This is a genomic window from Enterococcus mundtii (genome assembly GCF_002813755.1).
Lineage (GTDB): Bacteria > Bacillota > Bacilli > Lactobacillales > Enterococcaceae > Enterococcus_B > Enterococcus_B mundtii.
This window is the reverse complement of record NZ_CP018061.1, coordinates 2,354,963-2,380,131: the sequence shown is the minus strand read 5'-3', so window position 1 is coordinate 2,380,131 and position 25,169 is coordinate 2,354,963. Positions and strand designations below refer to the sequence as shown.

Sequence of the window (25,169 nt, the reverse complement as noted above, 5' to 3'; positions counted from 1 at the left end):
TTTGTTCATAACGTTATGACGTGTGTGAATTGTAGATTCGGTTGGTTGAATAGGAGAGAATACAGCCTTTTACCTTTAAAATAAGTATTTATAATCATTTTATAGTTAGAAATTTCTGACTTTTTCTTTCTTTACGTAAATCATTGCACACTTTCTTTTACTAAAAAAAATTGGTATCAACGAGAAATGATTCGCTTAATAGGCAGTTTGATTTGTAGTTTTTTTATACATATATATAGGAAGAAAGTTCTTTTTCAAGAAAATAAAATAGCATATTAGTCATTAATCTCCTTCTTTTTTTCACTAAAATACTCGTATTATAGGCGTATATATATGGTGTGTGATTTTATATATGAGAAAATACTCATCTACAAACCCGTTTTCTTTGTGTTATTTAAACAACGATTATATAGTGGGGTGAAGGAGGTTATTTTAAAAATGAAAAAAGTGTATAGAGTTCCATTCAATTATTTAGCTGTTGTTATGTTGTTGGTAGCGAATCTGCTGCCTGTGACGAGTGTGTTTGCCGAAGGGGTGGCACCACCGAATGAGAATATATTCGACTCTCCAAGTTTATCGATCAAAGCAGATGCTGAAGCGAATACGGAGAACCAACAATTAGTGGATGTGACGTATGAAGTGACGAACAAAAGTGAGGCACCCATCAATCAGTTGATCATCCATCAAAAAAATGAAAACGATACACCTGTTAAATTTGATGAGCAAACACTAAAAAATAATCAGAAGTTAGTCGAATCAACCGATCCAATCGTTTCGTTTGAAAAGATGGAAAAAGCAGAAGGAACCCAATTACGAATTGCTACCCTTCAACCAAATGAAACAAGAAAACTTTCCATCACCGGGGAACAAACGAATCGATCCGTGGATCAATTAGCAGTTGAAGTCAAACAGTCAGAAAAACAATTAGGGGAGCTCAAGCTCAACTTACCCAGAAAAGAACTTGCACCAACTAGCACTACCTCATCACCTATACAAGAATCTACCGCACAACAAGAATCATCGACACCCAGTCAACCAACCAAAGAAACAACATCAGAGTCAGAATCGACTGTGCCAACAGAAAAAACACAAACAGAAGAATCACAGTCAACAAGTGAAGAAGCAGAGGACCCCGACCCTGGATTACCTCAAGCACCTATGGCTCAAGGCCCTCGACTTGCGCCGACACCAGGACGAGGCTTCGAAAAGCCAATCTATAATAGTGTGCACAAAGGCGAACTTTTTTCTACAGGAAATACTAATCTAAAGATCCTTGATGAAAAAGAGTATCGAGCAAATATTTTCTTGAATACTAAAGCGCCTAGTAGTGGCTATTCGATCAATAACTTTGTTTTAGAATTTGCTGATGTAGATGGCGACCCGACAACATATAATTCTAGTCGCGCATATATCGATTTAGATGGTGCGAAAGAGATTGCATGGGCGGGGTTATTTTGGAGTTCTTCTCGTTATAAAGGCCCTACATTTGGCACAAATCTTTCGGATGAAGAAATCAGTGCACCAGTCAAATTTACTACGCCAAATGGCACATCACAAAGAGTTGCCCCTCAGTATTATCATCGAATTGACCAAGATAAAACTGATCCTGGACAATACTTTGGCTATAACAATACAGGCTTTTCAAATTATGCAGATGTGACATCGATCATTCAAGGAGATGGCAGTGGAACTGGTGGCTATACCTTAGCTGATATCCCTATGACAAAAGCGCTAAACCAGAAAGCTCAATACTATAATTTCAGTGGCTGGAGTCTATTTGTCGTAACAAAAGATCAAGCAAAACATTCTCGAGCATTCAATGTTTACTACGGTGCTAGAGGAAATAAAGCTGGGACAAATAATGAGTTTGTCATGAAAGATTTTATTACAGCCAAACAAGGAAAACTAGAACCTATTGTCACCTGGTTCACTGTACAAGGGGATAAATTGTTTACTGGTGACAATGCGCAAATCAAAAATAGTGCAGGAACTTTTGTCAATATCATCAACACGATCAACCCTGTAGGAAATGTGATGAATGCCACCGTTTCTGATAACGATCAACATATGGTTGACAAGTATCCTGGACAGTTCAATCCAGGACATCCCAACTTTTTGGATATCGATATCGATCGGCTTTCTCTACCAGAGGGGCTGATCAGTAATGGCCAAAATCAAATCAGTTTCAGAACGACTAGTATTGGCGATGACTTCTCTACGAATGCTGTCGGTTTCTCTGTCAATGCTGAGATTCCTGAGCTAGAGATCAATAAAGAAATCGTGAATCCTAAAGAGACCTACAAGATCGGAGAGACAGTCACCTATCGTGTGCACGTAAAAAATACAAAAGAAAATTCAGAAGCCGTCAATACGTTGTCTAAGGATGTCTTAGATAGCCGTTTGGATTATGTTCCTGGCTCTTTATCAGTCGTGAGTGGTCCCAATGCTGGTCAAAAAACTGATGCGTCTGGCGATGATCAAGCAGAATACACAGCAGCTAACCGAACAATGACTGTTCGTGTCGGTGAAGGCGCAAATGCTACAACAGGAGGCAGTTACAAAGGAACGACGACTGAAACAGTGTATGAATTCCAAGCGAAAATCAATGGTACAGCCGTTGCCGAGCAATTGATCCCCAATCGTGCAACTGTGCAAGGGACAGATGCAGCAACCAATACAGCACTTGAAAATCAATCGAATGTGGTTGAAGTAAAAGTAGAAAAAGAAGAGTTACCAGGAAAGATTGAAAGCACGAAAACGGTCAATAACCAATCGCCGAAGCTTGGTGAAGAAATCGACTATACGATCAACTTTAAGAATACGGTAGAAAATGGTGTGCTGAATCAAGTGACGATCACGGATAGCTTGCCTAAAGGCTTGACGTATGTCGAAAATAGTATCGCAAGTAGTGGCAATGATCCTAAACCAACATCAATGACTGTAGTGAATGGAAAAGTAACTGCTGTATATCCAAAAATCACTGATACAGCTACGCGATCAATCACTTTTAAAGTCCGAGTGAATGAAGAAGCGGTCGCAGGACAAGCGATCATCAATCAAGCCATCGTCGACGATGACGTGAACCCACCGATTGAACCTGAAGTTCCTGTAACACCTGTAGAAACACCAGGAGTATTGGAAAGCAATAAGTCTGTGAATGATCAGTCACCGAAACTAGGAGAAGAGATCGAATATCGTATCACTTTCCGCAATAAGATCACAAATGGTGTCTTGAAACAAGTAACGATCAAAGATACCTTACCAACAGGCTTGACCTATGTGGAAGGTAGTTTGACTAGCGAAGGGGATGATCCTCAACCGACTAATCTGACTGCTAAAGACGGTACGATCACCGCTGAATATGGCAAGATCAGTGATACGAAAACTCGTACGATCATCTTTAAAGTGAAAGTCAATGAAGAAGCGAAGGTCGGCGAACCGATCATTAATAAAGCAACCATCGATGATGGAACGAATCCGCCAGATGAACCGGAAACCCCAGTGACACCAGAAGAAACACCAGGAGTATTGGAAAGCAATAAATCGGTGAATGATCAATCACCGAAACTAGGAGACGAAATCGAATATCGTATCACTTTCCGCAATAAGATCACAAATGGTGTCTTGAAAAAAGTAACGATCAAAGATACCTTACCAACAGGCTTGACCTATGTGGAAGGTAGTTTGACTAGCGAAGGTGACGATCCCCAACCGACAACTCTGACTGCTCAAGAGGGCATAATCACGGCCGAATATGGCAAGATCAGTGATACGAAAACTCGTACGATCATCTTTAAAGTGAAAGTCAATGAAGAAGCGAAGGTCGGCGAAACGATCGTCAATAGAGCGACCATTGATGACGGCACGAATCCGCCAGATGAACCGGAAACGCCAGTGACACCTGAAGAAACACCAGGAGTGTTAGAAAGTACAAAAACAGTAAATGATCAATCACCAAGAATCGGTGATGAAATCGAATACCGGATCACGTTCCGTAACAAGATCCAAAATGGTGTCTTGAAACAAGTAACGGTGACAGACAACTTGCCTAAGGGCTTGACGTATGTGGAAGATAGTTTGACTAGTGAAGGCGACGATCCCCAACCGACGAAGTTAGTGATGGAAAATGGGAAATTGACAGCCGAGTATGGGACGATTTCTGATACGAAATCCCGTACGATCATGTTCAAAGTAAAAGTGAATGAAGAAGCAAAGGTTGGTGAACAAATCATCAATAAAGCAACGATCGATGATGGCACGAACCCACCAGATGAACCGGAAATACCTGTCACACCTGAAGAGACACCAGGAGAGTTAGAAAGTACGAAAACGGTCAACAATCAATCACCAAAAATTGGGGATGAGATCGAGTACCGCATCATGTTTCGTAATAAGATTCAAAATGGTGTCTTGAAGCAAGTAACGGTGACAGACAACTTGCCTAAAGGTTTGACGTATGTCGAAGGTAGCTTGAAAAGTGAAGGAAACGATCCAAAACCGACAAAATTAATAATGGAAAATGGAAAGTTGACTGCCGAGTATGGCTCAATCACTGATACCAGTACTCGTACGATCGTCTTTAAAGTAACTGTCAACCAAGAAGCAAAAGCGGGTGAAACAATCGTCAACAAAGCCTCAATCGACGATGGCACGAACCCACCAGACGAACCAGAAACGCCAGTCACACCAGTAGTGACACCTGGTCAATTAGAAGTAACAAAAACAGTTAACCATCAATCACCAAAAATCGGTGACGAAATCGAATACCGTATCAGCTTCCGTAATAAAGTAACCAATGGAGTCATCGACCAAGTAACGATTACCGATACGTTGCCTAAAGGCTTGACGTATGTCGAAGGCAGTTTGACGAATGAAGGTGCTGATCCGCAACCAACTAGCTTAGAGATAGAAAACGGGAAAATAACCGCTGAATATAGTAATATCACCGATACTACTGTACGTTCACTTGTCTTTAAAGTGAAAGTCAATGAAGAAGCGAAAGTTGGCGAGCCAATCGTCAATAAAGCAACGATCGATGATCATATCAATCCGCCGGACGAACCAGAAACACCAGTGACGCCAGTGGAAACCCCGGGAGAGCTAGAAAGTACGAAATCGGTCAATCATCAATCACCAAAAATCGGTGAGGAAATCGAGTATCGTATCAACTTCCGTAATAAAGTCACTAATGGCGTATTAAATCAAGTGACAGTGACTGACAAGTTGCCTAAAGGGTTAACTTATGTGGAGGGGAGTTTGACAAGCGAAGGGGACGATCCACAGCCAATAAATCTGACAGCAAAAGATGGAACGATCCTCGCAGAATATGGCAAGATCAATGATACAAAAATTCGCTCGATCGTCTTTAAAGTGAAAGTCAATGAAGAAGCAAAAACAGGTGAAACGATCATTAATAAAGCAACGATCGATGATGGCACGAATCCGCCGGACGAACCAGAAACGCCAGTGACGCCAGTGGAAACCCCTGGTGTATTAGAAAGTACAAAAGTAGTGAATGATCAATCACCGAAGCTGGGCGATGAAATCGAATACCGTATCACCTTCCGTAATAAAGTGACGAATGGTGTCTTAAAACAAGTGACAGTGACGGATAATTTACCAAAAGGCTTGACGTATGTGGAAGGTAGCTTGATGAGTGAAGGGGATGACCCCCAACCAACAAGCTTGACTATGGAAAATGGCAAATTGGTTGCCGAATACACAGGGATTGCCGATACGAAAGTACGCTCGATCGTCTTTAAAGTCAAAGTCAACGAACAAGCAAAAGTCGGCGAAACGATCGTCAATAAAGCGAACATCGATGACCATATCAATCCGCCAGATGAACCAGAGATTCCAGTAACTCCAGAAGAAACACCGGGCGAACTGGAAACAACGAAAACGGTGAATAACCAATCGCCAAAACTTGGGGAAGAAATCGAATACCGCATCACCTTCCGCAATAAAGTGACGAATGGTGTCTTGAACCAAGTCACCGTAACGGATAACTTGCCTAGAGGCTTGACCTATGTCGAAGGTAGTTTGACGAGTGAAGGGGATGACCCCCAACCGACAAGTTTAGACTACAAAGACGGTACGATCGCCGCAGAATATGGCAAGATCAGCGACACAAAAGTACGCTCGATCGTCTTTAAAGTGAAAGTCAACGAAGAAGCGAAAGTCGGCGAAACGATCATCAATAAAGCGAACATCGATGACCATATCAATCCGCCAGATGAACCAGAGATTCCAGTAACTCCAGAAGAAACACCGGGCAAACTGGAAACAACGAAAACGGTGAATAACCAATCGCCAAAACTTGGGGAAGAACTCGAATACCGCATCACCTTCCGCAATAAAGTGACGAATGGTGTCTTGAACCAAGTCACCGTAACGGATAACTTGCCTAGAGGCTTGACCTATGTCGAAGGTAGTTTGACGAGTGAAGGGGATGACCCCCAACCGACAAGTTTAGACTACAAAGACGGTACGATCACCGCAGAATATGGCAAGATCAGCGACACAAAAGTCCGCTCGATCGTCTTTAAAGTCAAAGTCAACGAACAAGCGAAAGTCGGCGAAACGATCATCAATAAAGCGAACATCGATGATCATATCAATCCGCCAGATGAACCAGAGATTCCAGTAACTCCAGAAGAAACACGGGGAGAACTGGAAACAACGAAAACAGTCAATAACCAATCGCCGAAACTTGGGGAAGAAATTGAATACCGCATCACCTTCCGCAATAAAGTGACGAATGGTGTCTTGAACCAAGTCACCGTAACGGATAACTTGCCTAGAGGCTTGACCTATGTTGAAGGCAGTTTGACGAGTGAAGGCGACGATCCACAACCAACAAGTCTAGGCTACAAAGATGGCACGATTACCGCCGAATACGGCAAGATCAATGATACAAAAGTGCGTTCAATTATCTTTAAAGTCAAAGTCAACGAAGAAGCGAAAGTCGGCGAAACGATCGTCAATAAAGCAACCATCGATGATCATATCAATCCGCCTGATGAACCAGAAGTACCCGTGACCCCAGAAGAAACACCAGGGAAATTAGAAAGTACAAAAACGGTCAATAAGCAAAAAACAAAGGTTGGTGAGGAACTCGAATACCGAATCACCTTCCGCAATAAAGTGACAAATGGTGTCTTGAACCAAGTGACAGTAACGGATAACTTGCCTAAAGGCTTGACCTATGTTGAAGGCAGTCTGACAAGCGAGGGAGACCAGCCGGAACCAACAAGTCTAACCTACAAAGACGGTACGATCACTGCCGAATATGGCAAGATCAGCGATACAAAAGCTCGCTCAATCGTCTTTAAAGTGAAAGTGAACAAGAACGCCGTATCAGGGAAAGAAATCTTGAACATTGCCACAGTGGATGACCATGTGACACCACCAGATAAACCAGAAGTACCAGTGGTTCCTGAAGATCCAGATCAACCCAAAGTTCCAGATGGTAAACTGGTAAGTGAGAAAACTGTTAATCAAAAAACAGTAAAAATCGGAGAGGAACTTGAATACCGGATTAGTTTCCACAATACGGTAGAGCATGGTATCTTGAATCAAGTGACTGTCACCGATAAGTTACCGAAAGGTTTGACGTATATTGAAGACAGTTTGACAAGTGAAGGCGACGAGCCACAGCCGACAAGTGTAACCTACAAAGACGGTACGATCACCGCTGAATATGGAAAAATCAGCGACACAAAAGTTCGTACGATCGTCTTTAAAGTGAAAGTGAATAAAGAAGCGGTGGCAGGGAAAGAAATCTTGAACATTGCTACAGTGGATGACCATGTGACACCACCAAGTGAACCAGAAGTACCAGTCATTCCGGAAAATCCAGATAAACCAGAAGTTCCAGTCGTTCCTAATCAACCGAATAAGCCAGACGTACCAGTTGTACCAGAAAAAGAAGTACCTAACCGACCAGAGCCTAGAAAACCTGCTCCAAAGGAAAAGGAAGCAAGAAAGTCATTTCTTCCTAAAACAGGCGAAGCAGTTTCTTATACGCTGATCGCTTTAGGTGGTATCCTAGTAGTAATCGTATTGGTCGTGGCAGTAAAGAAAAGAAAACAATGATTCGCCAGAACGTAAAAAACTGAATAACTGAACTGTATTTAATTTGTAGCAACCTTAATTCAGATGATTGGTTACTCTATCTTTTTTTCGATAGCAAATTTAGCAGAGACCGTCCTCCAAATAGGTGAATAGCAATATTTGGAGGGCTGTTTTTATAGATTATTTGATACTACTTGATTTAAAAAAAATGGGGAAAAATTACTGTCAAGTTCAAAAATTGCACTAAATTATGAAAAAATATGGACTGCTTAATCCTTCTTATTCCTGTTAAAATAAACTATAATAAAGTAAAAGTCTGTCGTATTATCTCAGTGTTTGCTAGATATTTTCACTTAACGTTAGTTATTAGTAGTGGATCAAAGTACAAATATGAGATAAATAATTGTTATTACTTTATAAAAATTATTATTTTTTTAACAAAAAATTCATAACTAACATGTATCTTAATAATAACTAAAGAAAAGGATGTAAGAAAATTGAAAAAAAAGTCTACGTATAAATTAGTTTCATTTGTATTTCTTTCACAAATGTTACTAACTACGCCTTTACAAGTATTAGCAGATGAACAAGTTTTTTCTGCGGATCAACCAGTAACAGCGGAAGCACAAACAGAAACAACGACGGATTCGTCTGATACTACAGGTGAAGGTAACACAACAGATACAACAACGGATGGTTCAGAGGAAACAACGCCACCGTCTACTGGTGATTCAAGTGAACCAACCACACCTGACACTTCAGAACCGACGGAGCCAAGCACACCGGAAGAGACAAAACCAACAGAGCCAACGAAACCAACAGAACCGACGAAGCCGACAGAGCCAACACAGCCGAGTCAGCCACAAAAACCAACGTCACCATCAACTGGCGGTTCTACTGGAGAAACACAACCAACTACACCACAGCCGAGTCAGCCGACACAACCAGTGACACCACCAGCTGCACCTGTGGCACCAACGCCTGCTCCTGCAGCGTCAGTTGCTCAAGAGGTACGTCAACCTTCTGCAACTACACCGATCCAAGATCTTGTACCATCAAGTCAAGAAACGGATGAAGGATCGATCCATTTTGAAAAAGATGAATCAGTTGAGAGCTTCATTCGCAAAATCGGTGAATCTTCTCGAGAAATCGGGCAAGAACATGATTTATACGCATCAGTAATGATCGCCCAAGCGATTTTAGAATCAGCTAGTGGACAAAGCCAGTTGGCGCAAGCGCCTAACTACAATCTTTTTGGGATCAAAGGTACACACGAGGGCAATGGCGTGACATTTGCCACACAAGAAGATGCTGGTGATGGTACATTATATACGATCCAAGCAACATTCAGAAAATATGCCAACTATGAAGAAAGTCTTGAAGACTATGCTAAATTAATGACTGAAGGCTTGACTGGAAATAGCGAGTTCTATTCAGGTGCTTGGAAATCCAATGCAGAAACTTATAAAGAAGCAACAGAATTTTTAACAGGTCGTTACGCAACAGATACAAGATATAACGAAAAACTAAATGGTCTGATCGAAACTTATGATTTAGAACAATATGACAAAGAAGTTGCCGGACCTGAAGTGAATAAAGAAGGATATATCGTGCCCTTAAGAAATTATACGATTTCTAGCCCATTTGGTCCTCGTGGTGGTGAATTCCACCGTGGATTAGATTTTGCAGCACCTCAAGGGGAGCCAATCTATGCTAGTAAAGCAGGTACTGTGATCAAAGCAGAATTCCATCCTTCATGGGGAAATTATGTTGCCATTGAACATGAAGATGGCACAACAGCGCTTTATGCTCATCAACAAGAATACGTCGTGAAAGTTGATGATGAAGTTGAACAAGGACAAATCATTGGGTTTGTCGGTTCTACTGGTAATAGTACAGGCAGCCATCTGCATTTTGAGATCAGTCGTGACAACAGCTTATCTCAAGCGCAATTGATTGATCCTGAACAAGTATTGTTTGGCAGATAAGAACTAAAAAACAAACGTTTTAGATTAAATTTTTACAAAGAAAAGATATTGATAGATTCAACAAGGTAAGCCTTTGATTGTCTTACGTTGCTTGAGTTTTAGATATCTTTTCTTTTTTTTTCGTCTTCCTATTTTTTAAATCAATCAAGGAAACTTTATGGTATTTTTTGAGTTCTGAATTTCAAACCCGTATACTTTTATGTGTAACAGAGGAGAGGAGGATCGATTTTAGTTCGAAATGTATACGCTTTCTTTGTATCTGTTGGAGTGCTGGAAAGAGAATGTCTTTGGCGACAGTAGAATCCTAGAATGCTGTCAATCGTAGGTTGCTGTGGTGATAAAAGAAATGGGGAGACGAATGTTAGAGCAGACGTTTTTAGTAAATAATAAAGAAACTAGCGTAACGCAAGCACCAGGTCCTAAAGTCCCGGTAGATGAAGTGATTATGGAGGATTTTACACAAGATCGCGGCTGGACACTAACAAATGCAGAAATAACTTACAGCTCTGTTGGTGCTAATATCACATTGACTGATACAACTGCCCGTTTAGCAAAAGTATTTACTTATTCTATTTGGCAATACTCTGACTTGATGGTCCATATCCGTTCGATCACAGAAGGATTGACTTGGGCATTGTCTGTTCAAGACATGGAGAATGAAAGACAAGAGATCGTATTACAAGGGGAATCCTCAGCAGCAAATAGTCTTTTTCTGGAAAAGTTCAATTATTCAATCAAAGGGATTGCAGGGGCAGAAGCATTATCTAATTGGAATGACCAAACTGTCATTGAAAAAACGTTCATGCTTATTTTTACCTTTAAAGGAAATGTGGGAGAAGCAATTGAGCTAGGAACAATTATTAGAAGTCAACCAAGTTACGAAATCCCTTTAGCGTTGCCATCTCAAGTGACGGGAATAGTTGGAGGCGTTGATTTTGGAGGAGACCCAACAATCAATGTCGATGAGTTGAAAAATGACGATCCAGTAAATTCAACGAGTATGAAAGAACATCGTAACCTGACCTTGCCATTTAGTCGTTTGGTGACGAATCCGGAATACAACTTTGATAATCAAGCAATCACACCGGTAGAAACGTCTCTCGATCTGCGATTTGGTGCTTATTACGGCATTCGTGGAAACGCAAATAAGACAACGATGAACGGTGTGAATATCAGGGAAAAGAAATCTGGGTTTCAAGATTCGTCATTGAATTCCCTGTTGAGTATTGATGGGATACAAGTGAGTGCTGAAAGTTTACGGTCTGCTTGGTATCCTCATAAAATCGTTCTATCGGGCGAGGTAACAAATCTTGGTCAAATTTCAACAACCGATTTCTTTATCGATGAATCAACACTTGGACGAATGCTTACGTTAACAGAGGTTTCTGGTGAATTTTTTGAGATTGAAATAAGAGATTCAACAACTTCAACCACCGACTATCAAACGAATAATTTAAGGTGTACATGGGAATCTTCCAATCAAGTCGTCGTAAAAAATGATACACAATTTGCTGATTGGCATCAGAATTTATTCCATACAGCGATCAAAGTAGTTGCGTTAACAGAAAGTGGACAAATAGATACGGCTGCAACTGCACAAATCATTCCGCCCAACTTTGTGGATGGTCGCGGAAAATACCAAATACCGTCAACAATTTCCTCCATTGCGTTAGTGATCGGTTATGCTACAAGGGAGGAAGGTGTATCGACGGCGATTACACGAGCGTTGCGTGGTGTGGGGATTGGAACGGATGCGTTGTCGATCCATGAATACTATACAGCACGAAAAACGTATTGGGACCAGTTGTTAGCGAGTGTGCCAGTTCCGCAAACATGGAGCGTTTCTGATACATCGGTCTATCACAATGAGGTAGTGACAACAGAAAATCATCGATTACTTTATTATGCCGGTTGGACCCATTTGATAGGGAATATTCTTGCGCCGACTGAGGAAACTGGCTATGCATACACGCAACAATCTCTTGGAAAACCGAGTAGACAGTGTGCGGGAGCTGCGATGACACCTGCGAACAATTGTTGGGAAGGATTACTGCAAATTCAAGACTTGATGTATATCAATCCGTCGATTGCTTGGAGTGGAATGGAAGGCTTCATGTCAATGATCGATGCTAATGGATTTCTTTCTGGTGAGGTTTTACCTGTTCGAATGGCACAAACAATCTGGATGATCCATTCAGTTTCACCAGATTTAGCTAGGCTCGCAGCAATGTATCCTGCATTGAAACGTCATTTGGATTGGAAATTCGATAATCCAAGATGGGTGTATGAGACAATCAATGTGAAAAATGAAATTGATTCTGAATTCATGATTTCTGTACTGTATGACACGAAGTTCATGATAGAGATATGTCAGGAATTAGGTGGAGAATATACAGCAGAAGTTGCTTATTGGGAAGGACGCCAGAAAGAAAATCTTGCGAATTATGCAGAGTGGATGTTTTGTGATCCGATGTCGCATGAAGCGTTATATTCTTATCCACAAAATAGCACAAATAGTGAAACGAATAGAAAAGTCCTTCGCAATGGTGCAAATCTTCCTGATGCCAACTATCAACGTGGTATTTGGCAATATATTTTTCTTGGATGTGTGGACATTGATCCTGATAATATGGATGAACGCAAATTCATCCATGGAGACAATGGACATCTCTCTGATCCACCAGTGACAAGGGATACGACCGATTTGCCACAAATGATTGGTAGTGGGCTTGTTTTATCTGATTTACCTACATTACAAGCAACTCAATTGACTCAGTTTGTGATGGATATTATTGATCCTTCCTTGGCATTGTGTGGCTTTCCGGTATTAAAGTGGGCGCCTAGCTCTCTATTGACTTATGGTGTGATCAATCGCGGGTTCTATGATGAAGCGAAAGTATTGATTGGAAGTTCCATTGTACGTAGTATTGAGATTTGGCAGTTTTGCGAAAATTATTTTTGGAATGCTGCAGGACCTAAAGGAACATACCCAACTTCCTTTGGGGCTAGTCAAATCATTGATAATACGTGGATGATGAACGGAATGATCAATGATGGGAGTGGAGTTCGTGAAATTTCCAATTGGCAAACAGGGCAGAATAAGCCAACGAATGGTTTGATAGAAATAACAACGGATCAATCAATTGATCTAAATGACCCTGAAGGTACACTCGATCGTTTAGAGCTACCAACAGAAATCCGTCAAACATACGAACTTGTCAATAGCTTGGGAGAACCGTATCAAATCGACAAAATTGCCGCTGTGATTTGGGATGCGCGTTCATTACAAGAAGAAAGTACCAATAGCTATACGATTACAGGCGAAACAGAAGCGCATAATCCAGTTCAAGCACATATCACGACTACATCGTTGTGAAAGTGAGCATGACTGAAGCTACTGGTGACCGTTTCCAAAAAAAGAGAAACTCGTCTCAACGAAAAACATACGCTGCTTCAAATATATGAAAAATGTCATCAAATCAAGAGCCCTTGGTTTGGTGACATTTTTAGGTGTTCTCACTACTTTATTGCTCCGTCTTGAAACGGTTCGTTACAATCAGGCGTTCACTGCTCAATTCATCGGCCGATCAGCCAACAAAACGAATTTGAATGAATCGACTTGATGCCAGCTTTCTGTGTATTGAAAGTGGGTATAATTAGTCAAATATGCCCAGTTCCTAACAACAAAGATGTTTTTTTCATGTTTTCCTAGATCTAAATATTGAGCGATTGGAGTGGTGATATTCTCAACAGAAATTTCTTTTTTTGAACAGTTCAATTTCAAATGTAATTGATTTTCAAGGTAACGATATAGCGATTGGTTGATGATTTCTTTTGTTAGTTCTGGAACGACAGCGGTGCGCAGATAATCTACTTCCAAAATCAATGCACGACCATTCAACAAGCGGCGACGCAGCAAATACCAGACGGATTCACCTAAACTAAAACCGGAATTTTCTCTAAGTTGTTCGTCCACGATCATTTTTTTCAATGATAAGATCTCTGTGTTGAAGGAATGATTTTCGGAATGATATTTTTCTGAGGTTCCTGACAGATCACTAACGAAAAAATCGATTTTGTCATGAGCAATCACTTTACTGCCTCGTGCAGGTATTTTTTCGATATACCCTGTAGATTCCAAACTCTTTAATGCTGAACGGATCGTGTCACGCGTTACGCCAAATTCTGCCATTAATTTTCTTTCACTTGGAAGAAAGGAATCGGGAGGATACTCTTCTTGATGGATACGTTCGAGAATCAGATTCGATAGTTGTTCATATTTATTCAAATTTTAGTTCCTTGCCTTCCTATAAATAATCATGAGGAAAAATTTATTCTTTGCTATTTGGTATGAATTATATCATACCAGTTTCTTTTTAGATGGCGGATTTAGGACTTAATTTTAGTTTAAGAACGACATGTACCTACTTTAGATTAGAATATGATTATAAAAATTAAATTATTTTTCATTTTGTAATTTGTAAGGGCTTTATTTTTCCGCTATAGTACGTGGTAAGAAATGCTATTTTTGGAAAATCAAAAGTAGCGCCACAATCGTTAAGATAGGAGAAGATAAAGATGAACGAGTTTATAAATAATAAGATGTTGCCGATTGCTGCAAAAGTTTCAAACAATAAGATTTTGATTGCGATTCGAAATGGGATTACCTTAGCTTTGCCGCTGATCATTACTGGATCATTGTTTTTGATTATTTCCTCATTTCCAGTGGATGCTTGGACTGATTTCTTAAGTGCCCATGGGATTGATGCTTATTTGAATAAAGGTGTCACGGCTAGTTTTGGGATCATGGGTCTCGTTGCTGCTTTTGGAATTGCGAATGCGTTGGCTGTTCAGTATGACAAAGACGGAGTATCTGCGGGCGTCATTTCTATATCCTCATTCTTACTAGTCACACCGAATCTCGTATCAGATGACGGTGTCGGAATTCCCACTGCATTTATGGGCGCTCAAGGACTTTTTGTGGCCATGGTGATTGCAATTATTTCGACATTGATCTTCAAATGGTTTATTGATCACAACATCCAAGTCCGTTTACCGGATTCTGTCCCGCCAGCTGTTGCGAAAAGTTTTTCTGCTCTGATCCCAGGAGCATCGATTCTTACTTTTTGGTTGGTCATTTATGCAGTATTCCAAATGACTGATTGGGGTTCAGGAAACATTCACCAATTATTGATGGAAATCTTTGGTGGACCTCTAGGGTTGTTAGGGGGAACATTAGGTGGTACGTTAGTGTCGATCTTCTTAGTTTCATTGTTTTGGTTCATGGGTATCCATGGTGCCAATGTCGTGAATTCTGTGATCATGCCGATCTGGTTGATGAATACGGATGCGAACCGTGTAGCTGTTGAAGCTGGTGAGAAATTACCACATATCATTACACAACCCTTCATGGAAAACTTTGTTTATATGGGTGGCGGAGGAGCTACGCTAGGTTTAGTGATTGCGGCAGCAATCGTTGGTTTGAGAAAAAATTCGTCGAAAATGACAAAAACGATGGTTCCATTAACATTGACACCAGGTATTTTCAATATCAATGAACCGGCAATGTTTGGGATGCCGATCGTGTTGAATGTTACGTTGTTGATTCCATTTATTTTGGCACCGATGGTCAATGCTGTGGTGACGTATTTTGCGATGTCCCTTGGTTTTGTTCACGGTACGGTAGGAATTGCTGTTCCTTGGACCATGCCTCCTGTTATCTCAGGTTTTCTAGCTACAGGGGGGCATATCTCAGGTTCAATTATCCAAATCATTTGCTTGATTTTGAATATTTTGATTTATTTACCATTCTTTGGAGTGATGGAAAAACAAAACCGCATGAATGAAATGCAAGAAATTTAAGGAGGAAATAACATGGTGAAACGATTTATTAGCGCGCAAACATCAGAGATCATGAAGATGTCAGGGACAGAATTGAAACAATCGATCAAAGCAAGTGAAGGACGTGTGATTTGTTCAGAAAATGTGGTCATCAGGGACAGTAATATTGAAGATGTCACCAACTCTGAAATTGCTCGTGCGTATGGCGCTGATTTGATTTTATTGAATGCTTTTGATGCATTAAAACCAGTTGTTTCAGGTTTGAAAGGTAAGGAAGAAGAGCCAATCATTCAAACGTTACGAAAAGTAGTCGGCAGACCGATTGGTGCGAATCTTGAACCGGTTGATTTAGAGGCGAAGATGGCAGAAGATCGCCTGGATATCCCAGCGGGGCGTCAAGCGACTCGTGAAACAATGGAAGCAGCCAAAAAACAGGGATTAGATTTTATCTGTTTGACAGGAAATCCAGGAAGTGGTGTGACGAATGATGCCATTACAAAAGCAATCTCAATGGCAAAAGAACATTTTGGTGGCATGATCATCGCTGGGAAAATGCACGGTGCCGGAGTCGATGAACCAGTAGCAGATCTGGAAGCAATCAAATCCTTCATCGAAGCAGGTGCCGATGTGATCTTAGTCCCTGCGGTAGGAACGGTTCCAGTTTTTGATGATGTTGAATTAAAAGCGGCGGTCAAAGTGATCCATGCAGCAGGCGCGCTAGTGATGTCAGCAATTGGTACGAGCCAAGAGTCATCTGATTCTGACACGATCAAACAAATTGCAATCCAAAATAAAATTTGTGGTGTAGATATCCAACATATCGGCGATGCTGGTTATTCGGGAATCGCTCCAGTAGAAAATATCATGGCGATGAGCCGTGCAATCCGTGGAAATCGTCATACGATCGCGATGATGTCACGCTCGATTGTGCGTTAGGAAGTAAAAGAAGTTTGATGCTAAAGGATTAAAGTTTATGAGTAAGTAAATACGCCTAGCAAAGTAGTCATTAGTGATTGCTTTGCTAGGCGTTCGTTTATTTAGCTGAGCTGCTTATTTATCAAGTAACCAGTCCACGATGTATTGAATCAGAATACCATCTACTTGTTTGATCTCATAATATTTACCGGTAATCACTATTTTTTTATGATTATCTTTGATGTGAAGTAAATTGTCAGTTTCACGATTATTGTTGGGAAGCTCATAAGTTACTTGGATATAGAGTGTTTCATCTAGTTTTTTTGCAACAAAATCGATTTCCTGATTGTCAAGACGGCCAACATCTACTAGATAACCTCGTCTTAGTAACTCGACGTAAACGATATTTTCTAGACGATTACTATAATTACCGTCTTTTCTTCCTACCGCGTTTCTGCGAAGTCCAGAATCAATAATGAAATATTTTCCATTCGTTCTTAAATATTCTCGGCCTCTAATATCATACTGTTGTGCACGATAAAAGAGATAACCATGTTCCAATAGGTCTAAGTAGCGATTGATGGTATGCGTGCTCGTTGTGATTCCTTCACTCTTTAATGTGTTCGCAATTCTTGACGCATTGACGAGTTGGCCAACATTATCTGATAAAAAACGAATCAGCGCTTTTAACACTGTTGCATCTTTTAAACCGGCACGCAAGGCAACATCGTTCAGGACGATCGTATCAAAGATCCCTGATAAAATCGTATCTTTGATTCTCTCATCAGCTAATACTACACTGGGAAAACCACCATATTGTTCATATTCCTGATATGCTTGATCAACAAACCGAGAGTCTTTTGCAATGTCCTTAACAGCTAAAAATTCATCAAACGACAAGGGATAGATAGGAATCTCAATGTATCGGCCACTAAGTAAAGTGGCAAGTTCTCCAGATAACATATTCGCATTTGAACCAGTGATGACTAGCTCGCAATTAAAGCTAGTTTTTATGCCATTGACGACACGCTGCCATCCATCGACAAGCTGGATCTCATCAAATAAAAAATATACTTTTTCTTCATCTTGAGGAATCAATGGTGCTAACACGTCCCTAAACTTCTCTGCATCTGTGACTACTTGATAATTGAATGATTCAAAATTGATATAAATAATATGATTTGGTTCCACACCCTGTTCCAATAAATAGCGTTGGTAGAGCATAAGTAACACAGATTTACCAGACCGTCTAACGCCAGTAATGATTTTGATGAAATCAGTGTTCTGTAAATCGATCAATTGATTTAAATAATCAGGTCGTTGAAACAAAGTTATCCCTCCTCCAATATCCTATTGTTGGTGTAAGTATACCATATTTGAAGTTAACTTCAAAAAAATCATTATTTTCATTAAATTTGAAGTTAACTTCAAAAAAATGTTTTTTTACCGTAAATTAGAAGTTAACTTCAAATTTATGTACATGATATAATAGATTTTTCATTGTTTTTCGTTATTATAGAGCAAGATTTATTTTGACAAACCTGAGAGAAGCGATTACACTAGTGAAAAGAAGCACACAAAGATGTGTGCGGTTGAATATGGCAATGCCGCCTAAAAAAGTAGAGATTATTCTGCTTTTTTAGGCTTTTTTTATGGAGGAGAGGTAAATGAGGAGAATCATTTTAATGGGTGCGATTGGCTGTGGAAAGACCACTCTTTGTCAAGCCTTGCGAGGAGAAGCAATCGTTTATGATAAGACCCAAGCGGTAGAATTTCATCCTGAGATGATCGATACACCAGGGGAATTTATTCTACATCGCCAATACTACGCTGCTTTGACTGTGACAGCGGCAGAAGCAGATGTCATTGGTTTGATGCAAAGTGCGTTAGACCAAGAACAGATTTTTTCACCAGGCTTTGGCCACATCTTTCCAAAAGAAGTCATCGGGATCATGACCAAAGTTGATCTAGTGAAAGACGAGAAAGAGTTGGCGCGTGTACGTGAACAATTGCTTGCAGCTGGAGCAACGAAACTGTTTGAAGTCTCATCAGTCGAAAAAACGGGACTAGCAGAATTGATTGAGTACTTAGGAGGAGAATCATGAAAATCTACACAAAAACAGGCGACAAGGGAATGACGAAACTAGTTGGTGGTCATAGTGTATCGAAAGATTCAGATCGTGTGGAAAGTTATGGGACGATCGATGAATTGAACTCATGGTTGGGCTATACGATCAGTCAATTGTCAAAAGAACAAGACGTTTTTAAGGAGGAATTGGAAGAACTACAACAATTTTTATTTGATGTAGGGACTGATCTATCAACGGTCTTGGAAGATGGAAGACCGCTTAAAGTCCAACAAGAAAGCGTAACTTGGTTGGAAGAACGGATTGATTTTTACACACAGCAATCGCCGGATATCGAACGATTTATTTTACCAGGGGGCTGTCAAGGAGCGAGCATGGTCCATGTGGCACGAACGATTGCTCGTCGCGGGGAACGTCATATCGTCCGTTTAAGTGCGACTGCGGCGATCAATCCTGAAGTGATCGTGTTTGTGAATCGCTTGTCTGACTATTTTTATGCGTTGGCGCGTTATATGAATGTGCAAATGGGGCAAGAGGATGTTTTTTATACAAGAGGAGAGAAGGTCTTCCATAAGATAAAAGAAGAAGGTTTATAAAAAAGTGTTTGATTTTTCACAAACAGTATGGTAAAGTGCTGTTAGATTAATCAAATGTTTATGAAAGATACGAATGGAAGCCAGTGAGATGCTGGCACGGTCCCGCCACTGTGATAAAGCGTTCAAGCTTTTAAGTCAGGTCTTTTCTTATTTTTCATTATTGGGCAAACTGTTTCGAGGCAAAACAGGGTGTTGCTAAAAAAATGACGTTTTTTGAAAGTCAGCCCAAGAATATTTGATTCAATCCCACACATAGCACGATGATGTGTATGGGAATATTGGGCTGGTCTTTCAATGGGGAAAGAGATTTCAAGTACAATGGCGTACTGCTGATTCCCAGCGCATGTGTTGATTAATAATTACAGAATAGACACCATACACTGTTGTATGGATTGTAAAAGAAGCAAAGGGGCTTCAGACAAATGGATCTTTTGATTTCCATTGGTTTGAAGTCTCTTTTATTTTGTTTTCAAGGAGGAATGTTCGTGGAAAGTATACAATTCTCGACACAGATCATTGTGGGGGAAGATGCGTTACAAAGTCTTGAGAATGTTAAAGATAAGCGTGTTTTCATCGTTACTGATCCCTTTATGGTAGAAAATGGCATGGTAGAAAAAGTCACGACTTATTTAAATCAGTATCACGTATTTAGTGATATTATTCCTGATCCACCACTTGATAAAATCGTTTCAGGCATCAAAGAAATGGAAAGTTTTCAAAGTGAAATCATCGTGGCAATCGGTGGCGGTTCAGCCATCGATGCAGCGAAAGCAATGAAATATTTTGGGCAAAAGACAATGGGTCTCTTGACTGCCCAATTTATTGCAATCCCAACAACCAGTGGGACAGGGTCTGAGGTGACAAACTTCTCAGTGATCACGATCAGTGAATTGGGGTTGAAAATCCCTTTAGTAACAGAAGAGATCCAACCGGATATTGCGATATTAGATACCGGATTAGTCATGAGTGTTCCACCTAAAATCACTGCTGATACAGGAATGGATGTGCTGACCCACGTCATTGAATCCTATGTTTCCACAGAAGCGAATGGAGTAGCAGATGCCTTATGTGAGAAAGTGGTTGCGTTAGTTTTTGAATATTTAGAACGAGCCTACAAAAATGGCCAAGATAAAGAAGCGAGAGAGCAAATGCACGTAGCTTCTTGTATGGCAGGGATGGCATTCAATTCGACTTCACTAGGACTAAATCATGGAATCGCTCATGCGGCTGGCGCTCGTTTACATGTGCCACATGGACGGATCAATGGGATCTTACTGCCAGAAGTGATTGCTTACAATAGTGGTTTAGGAAATGGTCAAGTGACCGAAATCAAAGTGGCTGAACGATATACGGCATTAGCAAACTGCATAAGCAATACGCAAACAAAAAATCCTCGTTTAGGTGTGCAGAATTTAATTCGTATGATCAAACAGCTACGAGAAAAATTAGAGATGCCAGCGACGTTGAGTGAATACGGCTTGTCTTCAAAAGAAGTATTAGTACAAGAAGAAGCGATTGCCACCGCTGCCTTAGCAGATGGTTGCACGAGAACGAATCCTCGTAAAGCAGATGAAAAAGGCGTTAGAGCAATATTAAAAGCCATTTTATAAAGATTGACATCGTGAAAAGGTTAACATATAATGAATGAGCACAACGGAGTGCTTCAAAATTTAAGAGCAATGGGGCCCTTAATAACAAGCGTAAAGTGAACACTTTATGGCTTATTATTGAGGATTTTTTATTGCTTAAAATGAAGGAGCGAGTCTTGTTTGGAAGAAAAACAACGAATGATCCAAGAATACGTCCCAGGAAAACAAGTCACTTTAGCCCACATCATTGCAAGTCCCGACAAGGAAGTCTATACAAAATTAGGATTACCGGCAGGCACAAGCAATGCGTTAGGGATTTTGACGATCACGCCAAGTGAAGCCGCAATCATTGCTGTGGATATTGCAACGAAAAGTGGTGACATTACGATTGGTTTTATCGATCGTTTCTCTGGTTCAGTAGTTATTTCTGGCGACGTGAGTTCTGTTGAAGCAGCATTACATGCTGTATTGGATGGACTCAAACAGATTTTGCAATTCTCTGTGACGTGTGAAATTACAAGAACTTAGTTCGGGGGAGACAAAGCGTATTGAATATGAAGGGCAGAATTGTGATAGTAGACGATGAACCAATCACACGATTGGACACTCGAGATATTCTACTGGAAGCTGGTTATGAAGTTGTTGGGGAAGCCGCAGATGGATTTGAAGCAATCGAAGTTTGTAAAGAGACTAAGCCGGATCTCGTATTGATGGATATCCAAATGCCGATTTTAGATGGTCTAAAGTCCGGTAAAAAAATCATCCAAGATCAGTTAGCAGGGAGTATCGTGTTTCTTTCTGCTTACAGTGATCATGAGAATACGGAGAAAGCGAAGAAATTAGGAGCAATCGGTTACCTGGTAAAACCATTAGATGCAAAATCATTGATCCCAACCATTGAAATGGGGATCGCCAGAGGGAAAGAAACCCAAAACTTGCTGCAGCAGATCGACAAACTACAGTTGAAACTGGAAGAACGAAAAGTTGTGGAGAAGGCAAAAGGGATCTTAGCAAAAGAAAATAATATTTCTGAAGAAGAAGCTTACCAGATGTTACGTACATTAAGTATGAACAAACGCGCACGGATGAGTGACATCGCAGAATTGATTATTATGGATGATGAATAATGAAACGAATCAATACATTATGTCAGCGTTATACCAACCTAACCCAGTCAGATATCCAAGAGCTTTGTCGGACGAGTGCTTATTTAGCAGAGTCTAAGCATTATGAGATGGCAGATGTGTTCATCGATGTCTTTAATGAAATGACCAAAGAAGCATTAGTTGTCTATCATAAGAAGCCAAAACATATCCCCTCATTATATAAATATGAAGTTGTCGGAAAAGAAGCGTTACTAAAAAATGAACCTGGCGTCTTACGGACGATGGAAACAAGCTTGAATAGCATTGGGTTGTTAGCAGTCACGCAAGAAAATCGCTTGATCAAGCAAAACATTTTTCCGATTCGCAATGAACAAAGAACGATCGGTGTGATCATCGTAGAAGAGGGAGTCGAGCAACCGATTGGGGCAGTTGAACGACAAGAACTACAGTCAAACGAGCAAGGGACAATAGCGGTCGAATCCACATTCGATCCTTTGATCATGGACCAGCTAGCCGAAGCAGTCTTGATTTTTGATACGACCACAGGAAATCTGGTCTTGGCGAATCATCGGGCCAAAGAATTATACCGAAAACTAGGCTATCGCGAAATGATCAATGATTTACACTATGACAATCTCTCTCTTGATTATACAACGTTCGAATATGTTCTTTATCAGATGAACGATCAGACCGAAAATCGGTTGATCGAATTAGAGACCGCGTATTTAAATTATTACTTTAATATTCGAAAAGTTTGGATTGATGCAGGATCGAGAGTAGCAATGATTATTCAAGATAATACAGAAGTGAAAAAGAAAGAAGATGAAATCGTCTCAAAATCGGTGGCGATCCGCGAGATCCATCACCGTGTCAAAAATAATTTACAGTCCGTCGTTTCATTATTGAGGATCCAAGCACGCCGTACCACTAGCAAAGAGGCTAGTAAAGTACTAAAAGAAAGTGTGAACCGGATCATGGCAATCGCGATGACACATGAATTATTGTCGAAGCAAGTGGAAGATAATGTTTCCTTGCGTCAAATGCTTGAAGCAGTGATGTACAATTTCCGGCATATTTTCAATCCGGAGAAAGTCCGCTTGACTCTAACGGTTGATCCGACGATCACTGTTTCTAGCGACCAAATGGTTTCCATTTCCTTAGTCGTCAACGAGTTACTCCAAAATATCTTTGACCATGCCTTTGAGGCAGATCAACATGGCATAGTTGAAGTCAGAGGAGAAATCGAAAATAAAGTCATTACGATCACTGTTACAGATGACGGCAATGGCTATGATGTCAACCGAAACAAAGAGACCAGTTTAGGTTTGATGATCGTGAATAGCTATATCAAAGATAAGCTAAAAGGGAAAGTGAAAATTGAATCATCCAATAAAGGAACAAAAACTTGTTTCTATTTTGAACAGAACACCAAAGATGTTGTTCGGTGAAAAAGCAACGATGCTTAAAGATGCGTAGAAGAAATTCTAGGCTGTCTTTAAGCATTTTTTGTTTGTAGAAAGGAGAAAAAAGATGGCAAAAGAAAAAATTCTTACTGTAGGGATCGATTTAGGTACTTCAACGACCCAGCTTGTTTTGTCGGAGCTGACGATCGAAAATTTCGCCTCTGCGTTTTCCGTTCCGCGGATCACGATCTCAGATAAGGAAGTGATCTACCGTAGTGAAATCATCTTCACTCCTTTGATCAATCAGACAATGATTGATGATGAAGCAATCAAAGCGTTTGTTTCCCGACAATATCAACAAGCAGGAATCGAGAAGCAACAAATCCAAATGGGTGCGGTGATCATCACCGGTGAAACAGCTCGTAAAGCCAATGCGAGCAAAGTATTACAAGCGTTGAGTGGTTTTGCTGGGGATTTCGTGGTCGCGACAGCTGGCCCAGATCTTGAAAGTATCATTGCCGGAAAAGGGGCAGGCGCGCAAGAGTATTCGACAAAGCGTCATGCTTCGGTCGTCAACATCGATATCGGCGGTGGCACGAGTAACTTAGTCGTCTTCACTGATGGGGAAATCAATGATACCGCATGTTTTGATATCGGCGGTCGACTAATCAAGGTCGATCAAGCAGGGATTATTTCGTATATTTCACCAAAGATCACAGAAATGATCGAGCAGTTGAGATTGCCGTTAAAAGTTGGAACAAAAGCTTCTGTTCCCGCCATCCAACCAGTGATTGATGAGTTAGTAAAAGTTTTGGCGAATAGCGTGGGGATCGGAAAACGAAGTCCATTTTATGAGTTATTCATTACGAACCGAGGGTTACGGCTAGATGGCGAACTACCAATCGTCACTTTTTCTGGTGGTGTAGCGGATTGCTTGATCGAAGAAGTGACAGATATGTTCAAGTATGGGGATATCGGTCTGTTATTAGGTACGGCTTTACGAAAATCGCAAATTTTCGCGGAAAAAGAAATCTTACAAAGTAACGAAACGATTCGGGCAACGGTGGTCGGGGCAGGTTCACATACTGCTGATATTAGCGGCAGTACGATCGCTTATCATGAGCAGATCCTGCCAATCAAAAATATTCCGATCTTGAAAGTTTCCCAAGAAGATGAGTCCTTGCCTGCTGAAGCAATGAGTGAGCGCATCAATGAAAAGCTGGCTTGGCATCGGTTGGAAGAAACACCACAAATCGCTTTAGCGATGAAGGGAATCGTGAACCCAACGTTTGCGGATGTCCAACGATATGCGGAAGGTATCGTTCGAGGGTTATCTGCCTTGATCACTGAAAATATCCCACTCGTCATCATGGTGGACGAAGACATGGCAAAAGCATTAGGTCATGCCTTACATGCGTATTTACCGGGGAATTATCCGTTCATCTGCATTGATTCCGTCAAAGTAGAAAATGGGGATTACATCGATATTGGTCAACCTGTCGCCGAAGGTGCAGTGTTACCAGTAGTTGTCAAAACATTAGTATTTAATTAAGGGAGCGACAAGAAAA

14 protein-coding genes and 1 riboswitch are annotated in these 25,169 nt (G+C 40.7%); of the genes, 12 read left to right on the top strand and 2 right to left on the bottom strand.

What is annotated here, in order from left to right; all coding sequences use genetic code 11:
• The first annotated feature begins 438 nt into the window (after positions 1–438).
• From EM4838_RS11175 to EM4838_RS11165, 3 genes are all read left to right on the top strand, one after another.
• The gene (locus EM4838_RS11175) at positions 439–8,097 is read left to right on the top strand and encodes an isopeptide-forming domain-containing fimbrial protein (protein WP_100917280.1); all 7,659 of its coding nucleotides are present in this window, start codon (positions 439–441) and stop codon (positions 8,095–8,097) included.
• A gap of 476 nt (positions 8,098–8,573) precedes the next feature.
• A complete protein-coding gene (locus EM4838_RS11170) occupies positions 8,574–10,064 on the top strand; it encodes a glucosaminidase domain-containing protein (RefSeq protein ID WP_071867226.1) in 1,491 nt (496 codons plus the stop codon).
• A 346-nt stretch (positions 10,065–10,410) separates the two neighbouring features.
• On the top strand, positions 10,411–13,440 hold the full coding sequence (locus EM4838_RS11165; RefSeq protein ID WP_130029164.1) for a hypothetical protein: 3,030 nt from the start codon (positions 10,411–10,413) through the stop codon (positions 13,438–13,440).
• 195 nt (positions 13,441–13,635) lie between these two features.
• Here the strand turns inward: EM4838_RS11165 and EM4838_RS11160 are convergent, their stop codons facing one another.
• Positions 13,636–14,352, bottom strand: coding sequence for a UTRA domain-containing protein (locus tag EM4838_RS11160; protein WP_071867224.1), 717 nt, complete (start codon positions 14,350–14,352; stop codon positions 13,636–13,638).
• A gap of 290 nt (positions 14,353–14,642) precedes the next feature.
• On the opposite strand from EM4838_RS11160, the gene EM4838_RS11155 reads away from it, so the two are divergent.
• Complete coding sequence (locus EM4838_RS11155) at positions 14,643–15,926, top strand: PTS sugar transporter subunit IIC (protein WP_071867223.1); 1,284 nt, start codon at positions 14,643–14,645, stop codon at positions 15,924–15,926.
• A gap of 12 nt (positions 15,927–15,938) precedes the next feature.
• A complete protein-coding gene (locus EM4838_RS11150) occupies positions 15,939–16,841 on the top strand; it encodes a DUF7916 family protein (protein ID WP_071867222.1) in 903 nt (300 codons plus the stop codon).
• Between the two features lie 114 nt (positions 16,842–16,955).
• On the opposite strand, the gene EM4838_RS11145 is transcribed toward EM4838_RS11150, so the two are convergent.
• Positions 16,956–18,149: an ATP-binding protein gene (locus tag EM4838_RS11145; RefSeq protein ID WP_071867221.1), complete on the bottom strand. Its 1,194-nt coding sequence runs from the start codon at positions 18,147–18,149 to the stop codon at positions 16,956–16,958.
• A gap of 338 nt (positions 18,150–18,487) precedes the next feature.
• Here EM4838_RS11145 and EM4838_RS11140 point away from each other — a divergent pair, with 338 nt between their 5' ends.
• The 7 genes from EM4838_RS11140 to eutA all read left to right on the top strand — a co-directional run bounded on the left by EM4838_RS11140 (position 18,488) and on the right by eutA (position 25,153).
• Positions 18,488–18,925: a EutP/PduV family microcompartment system protein gene (locus tag EM4838_RS11140; RefSeq protein WP_071867220.1), complete on the top strand. Its 438-nt coding sequence runs from the start codon at positions 18,488–18,490 to the stop codon at positions 18,923–18,925.
• The gene (locus EM4838_RS11135) at positions 18,922–19,503 is read left to right on the top strand and encodes a cob(I)yrinic acid a,c-diamide adenosyltransferase (protein ID WP_071867219.1); all 582 of its coding nucleotides are present in this window, start codon (positions 18,922–18,924) and stop codon (positions 19,501–19,503) included. Before EM4838_RS11140 ends, EM4838_RS11135 begins: the two co-directional genes overlap by 4 nt.
• Before the next feature lie 48 nt (positions 19,504–19,551).
• Positions 19,552–19,701, top strand: a riboswitch (adenosylcobalamin (AdoCbl) riboswitch).
• Between the two features lie 287 nt (positions 19,702–19,988).
• The gene (locus EM4838_RS11130) at positions 19,989–21,113 is read left to right on the top strand and encodes a 1-propanol dehydrogenase PduQ (protein WP_071867231.1); all 1,125 of its coding nucleotides are present in this window, start codon (positions 19,989–19,991) and stop codon (positions 21,111–21,113) included.
• A 159-nt stretch (positions 21,114–21,272) separates the two neighbouring features.
• Entirely contained in the window at positions 21,273–21,620 is a 348-nt protein-coding gene (gene eutS / locus EM4838_RS11125) for an ethanolamine utilization microcompartment protein EutS (RefSeq protein ID WP_023520162.1), read from the top strand.
• A 26-nt stretch (positions 21,621–21,646) separates the two neighbouring features.
• A complete protein-coding gene (locus EM4838_RS11120; protein WP_071867230.1) occupies positions 21,647–22,219 on the top strand; it encodes an ANTAR domain-containing response regulator in 573 nt (190 codons plus the stop codon).
• Positions 22,219–23,646 carry a sensor histidine kinase gene (locus EM4838_RS11115; protein WP_071867218.1) on the top strand — a complete coding sequence of 476 codons (1,428 nt, stop codon included), beginning with the start codon at positions 22,219–22,221 and terminating at the stop codon, positions 23,644–23,646. The genes EM4838_RS11120 and EM4838_RS11115 overlap by 1 nt, the downstream gene beginning before the upstream one ends.
• Before the next feature lie 82 nt (positions 23,647–23,728).
• Entirely contained in the window at positions 23,729–25,153 is a 1,425-nt protein-coding gene (gene eutA, locus EM4838_RS11110) for an ethanolamine ammonia-lyase reactivating factor EutA (protein ID WP_071867217.1), read from the top strand.
• Positions 25,154–25,169: the final 16 nt, after the last annotated feature.

What these genes read in the sequence shown, in the direction of transcription:
- EM4838_RS11135 (WP_071867219.1), top strand. Translation starts at nt 18,922, where the DNA reads ATGAAAATCTACACAAAAACAGGCGACAAGGGAATGACGAAACTAGTT.
- eutA (WP_071867217.1), top strand. Translation starts at nt 23,729, where the DNA reads ATGGCAAAAGAAAAAATTCTTACTGTAGGGATCGATTTAGGTACTTCA.
- EM4838_RS11140 (WP_071867220.1), top strand. Translation starts at nt 18,488, where the DNA reads ATGAGGAGAATCATTTTAATGGGTGCGATTGGCTGTGGAAAGACCACT.
- EM4838_RS11175 (WP_100917280.1), top strand. Translation starts at nt 439, where the DNA reads ATGAAAAAAGTGTATAGAGTTCCATTCAATTATTTAGCTGTTGTTATG.
- EM4838_RS11155 (WP_071867223.1), top strand. Translation starts at nt 14,643, where the DNA reads ATGAACGAGTTTATAAATAATAAGATGTTGCCGATTGCTGCAAAAGTT.
- EM4838_RS11150 (WP_071867222.1), top strand. Translation starts at nt 15,939, where the DNA reads ATGGTGAAACGATTTATTAGCGCGCAAACATCAGAGATCATGAAGATG.
- EM4838_RS11115 (WP_071867218.1), top strand. Translation starts at nt 22,219, where the DNA reads ATGAAACGAATCAATACATTATGTCAGCGTTATACCAACCTAACCCAG.
- EM4838_RS11120 (WP_071867230.1), top strand. Translation starts at nt 21,647, where the DNA reads ATGAAGGGCAGAATTGTGATAGTAGACGATGAACCAATCACACGATTG.
- EM4838_RS11165 (WP_130029164.1), top strand. Translation starts at nt 10,411, where the DNA reads ATGGGGAGACGAATGTTAGAGCAGACGTTTTTAGTAAATAATAAAGAA.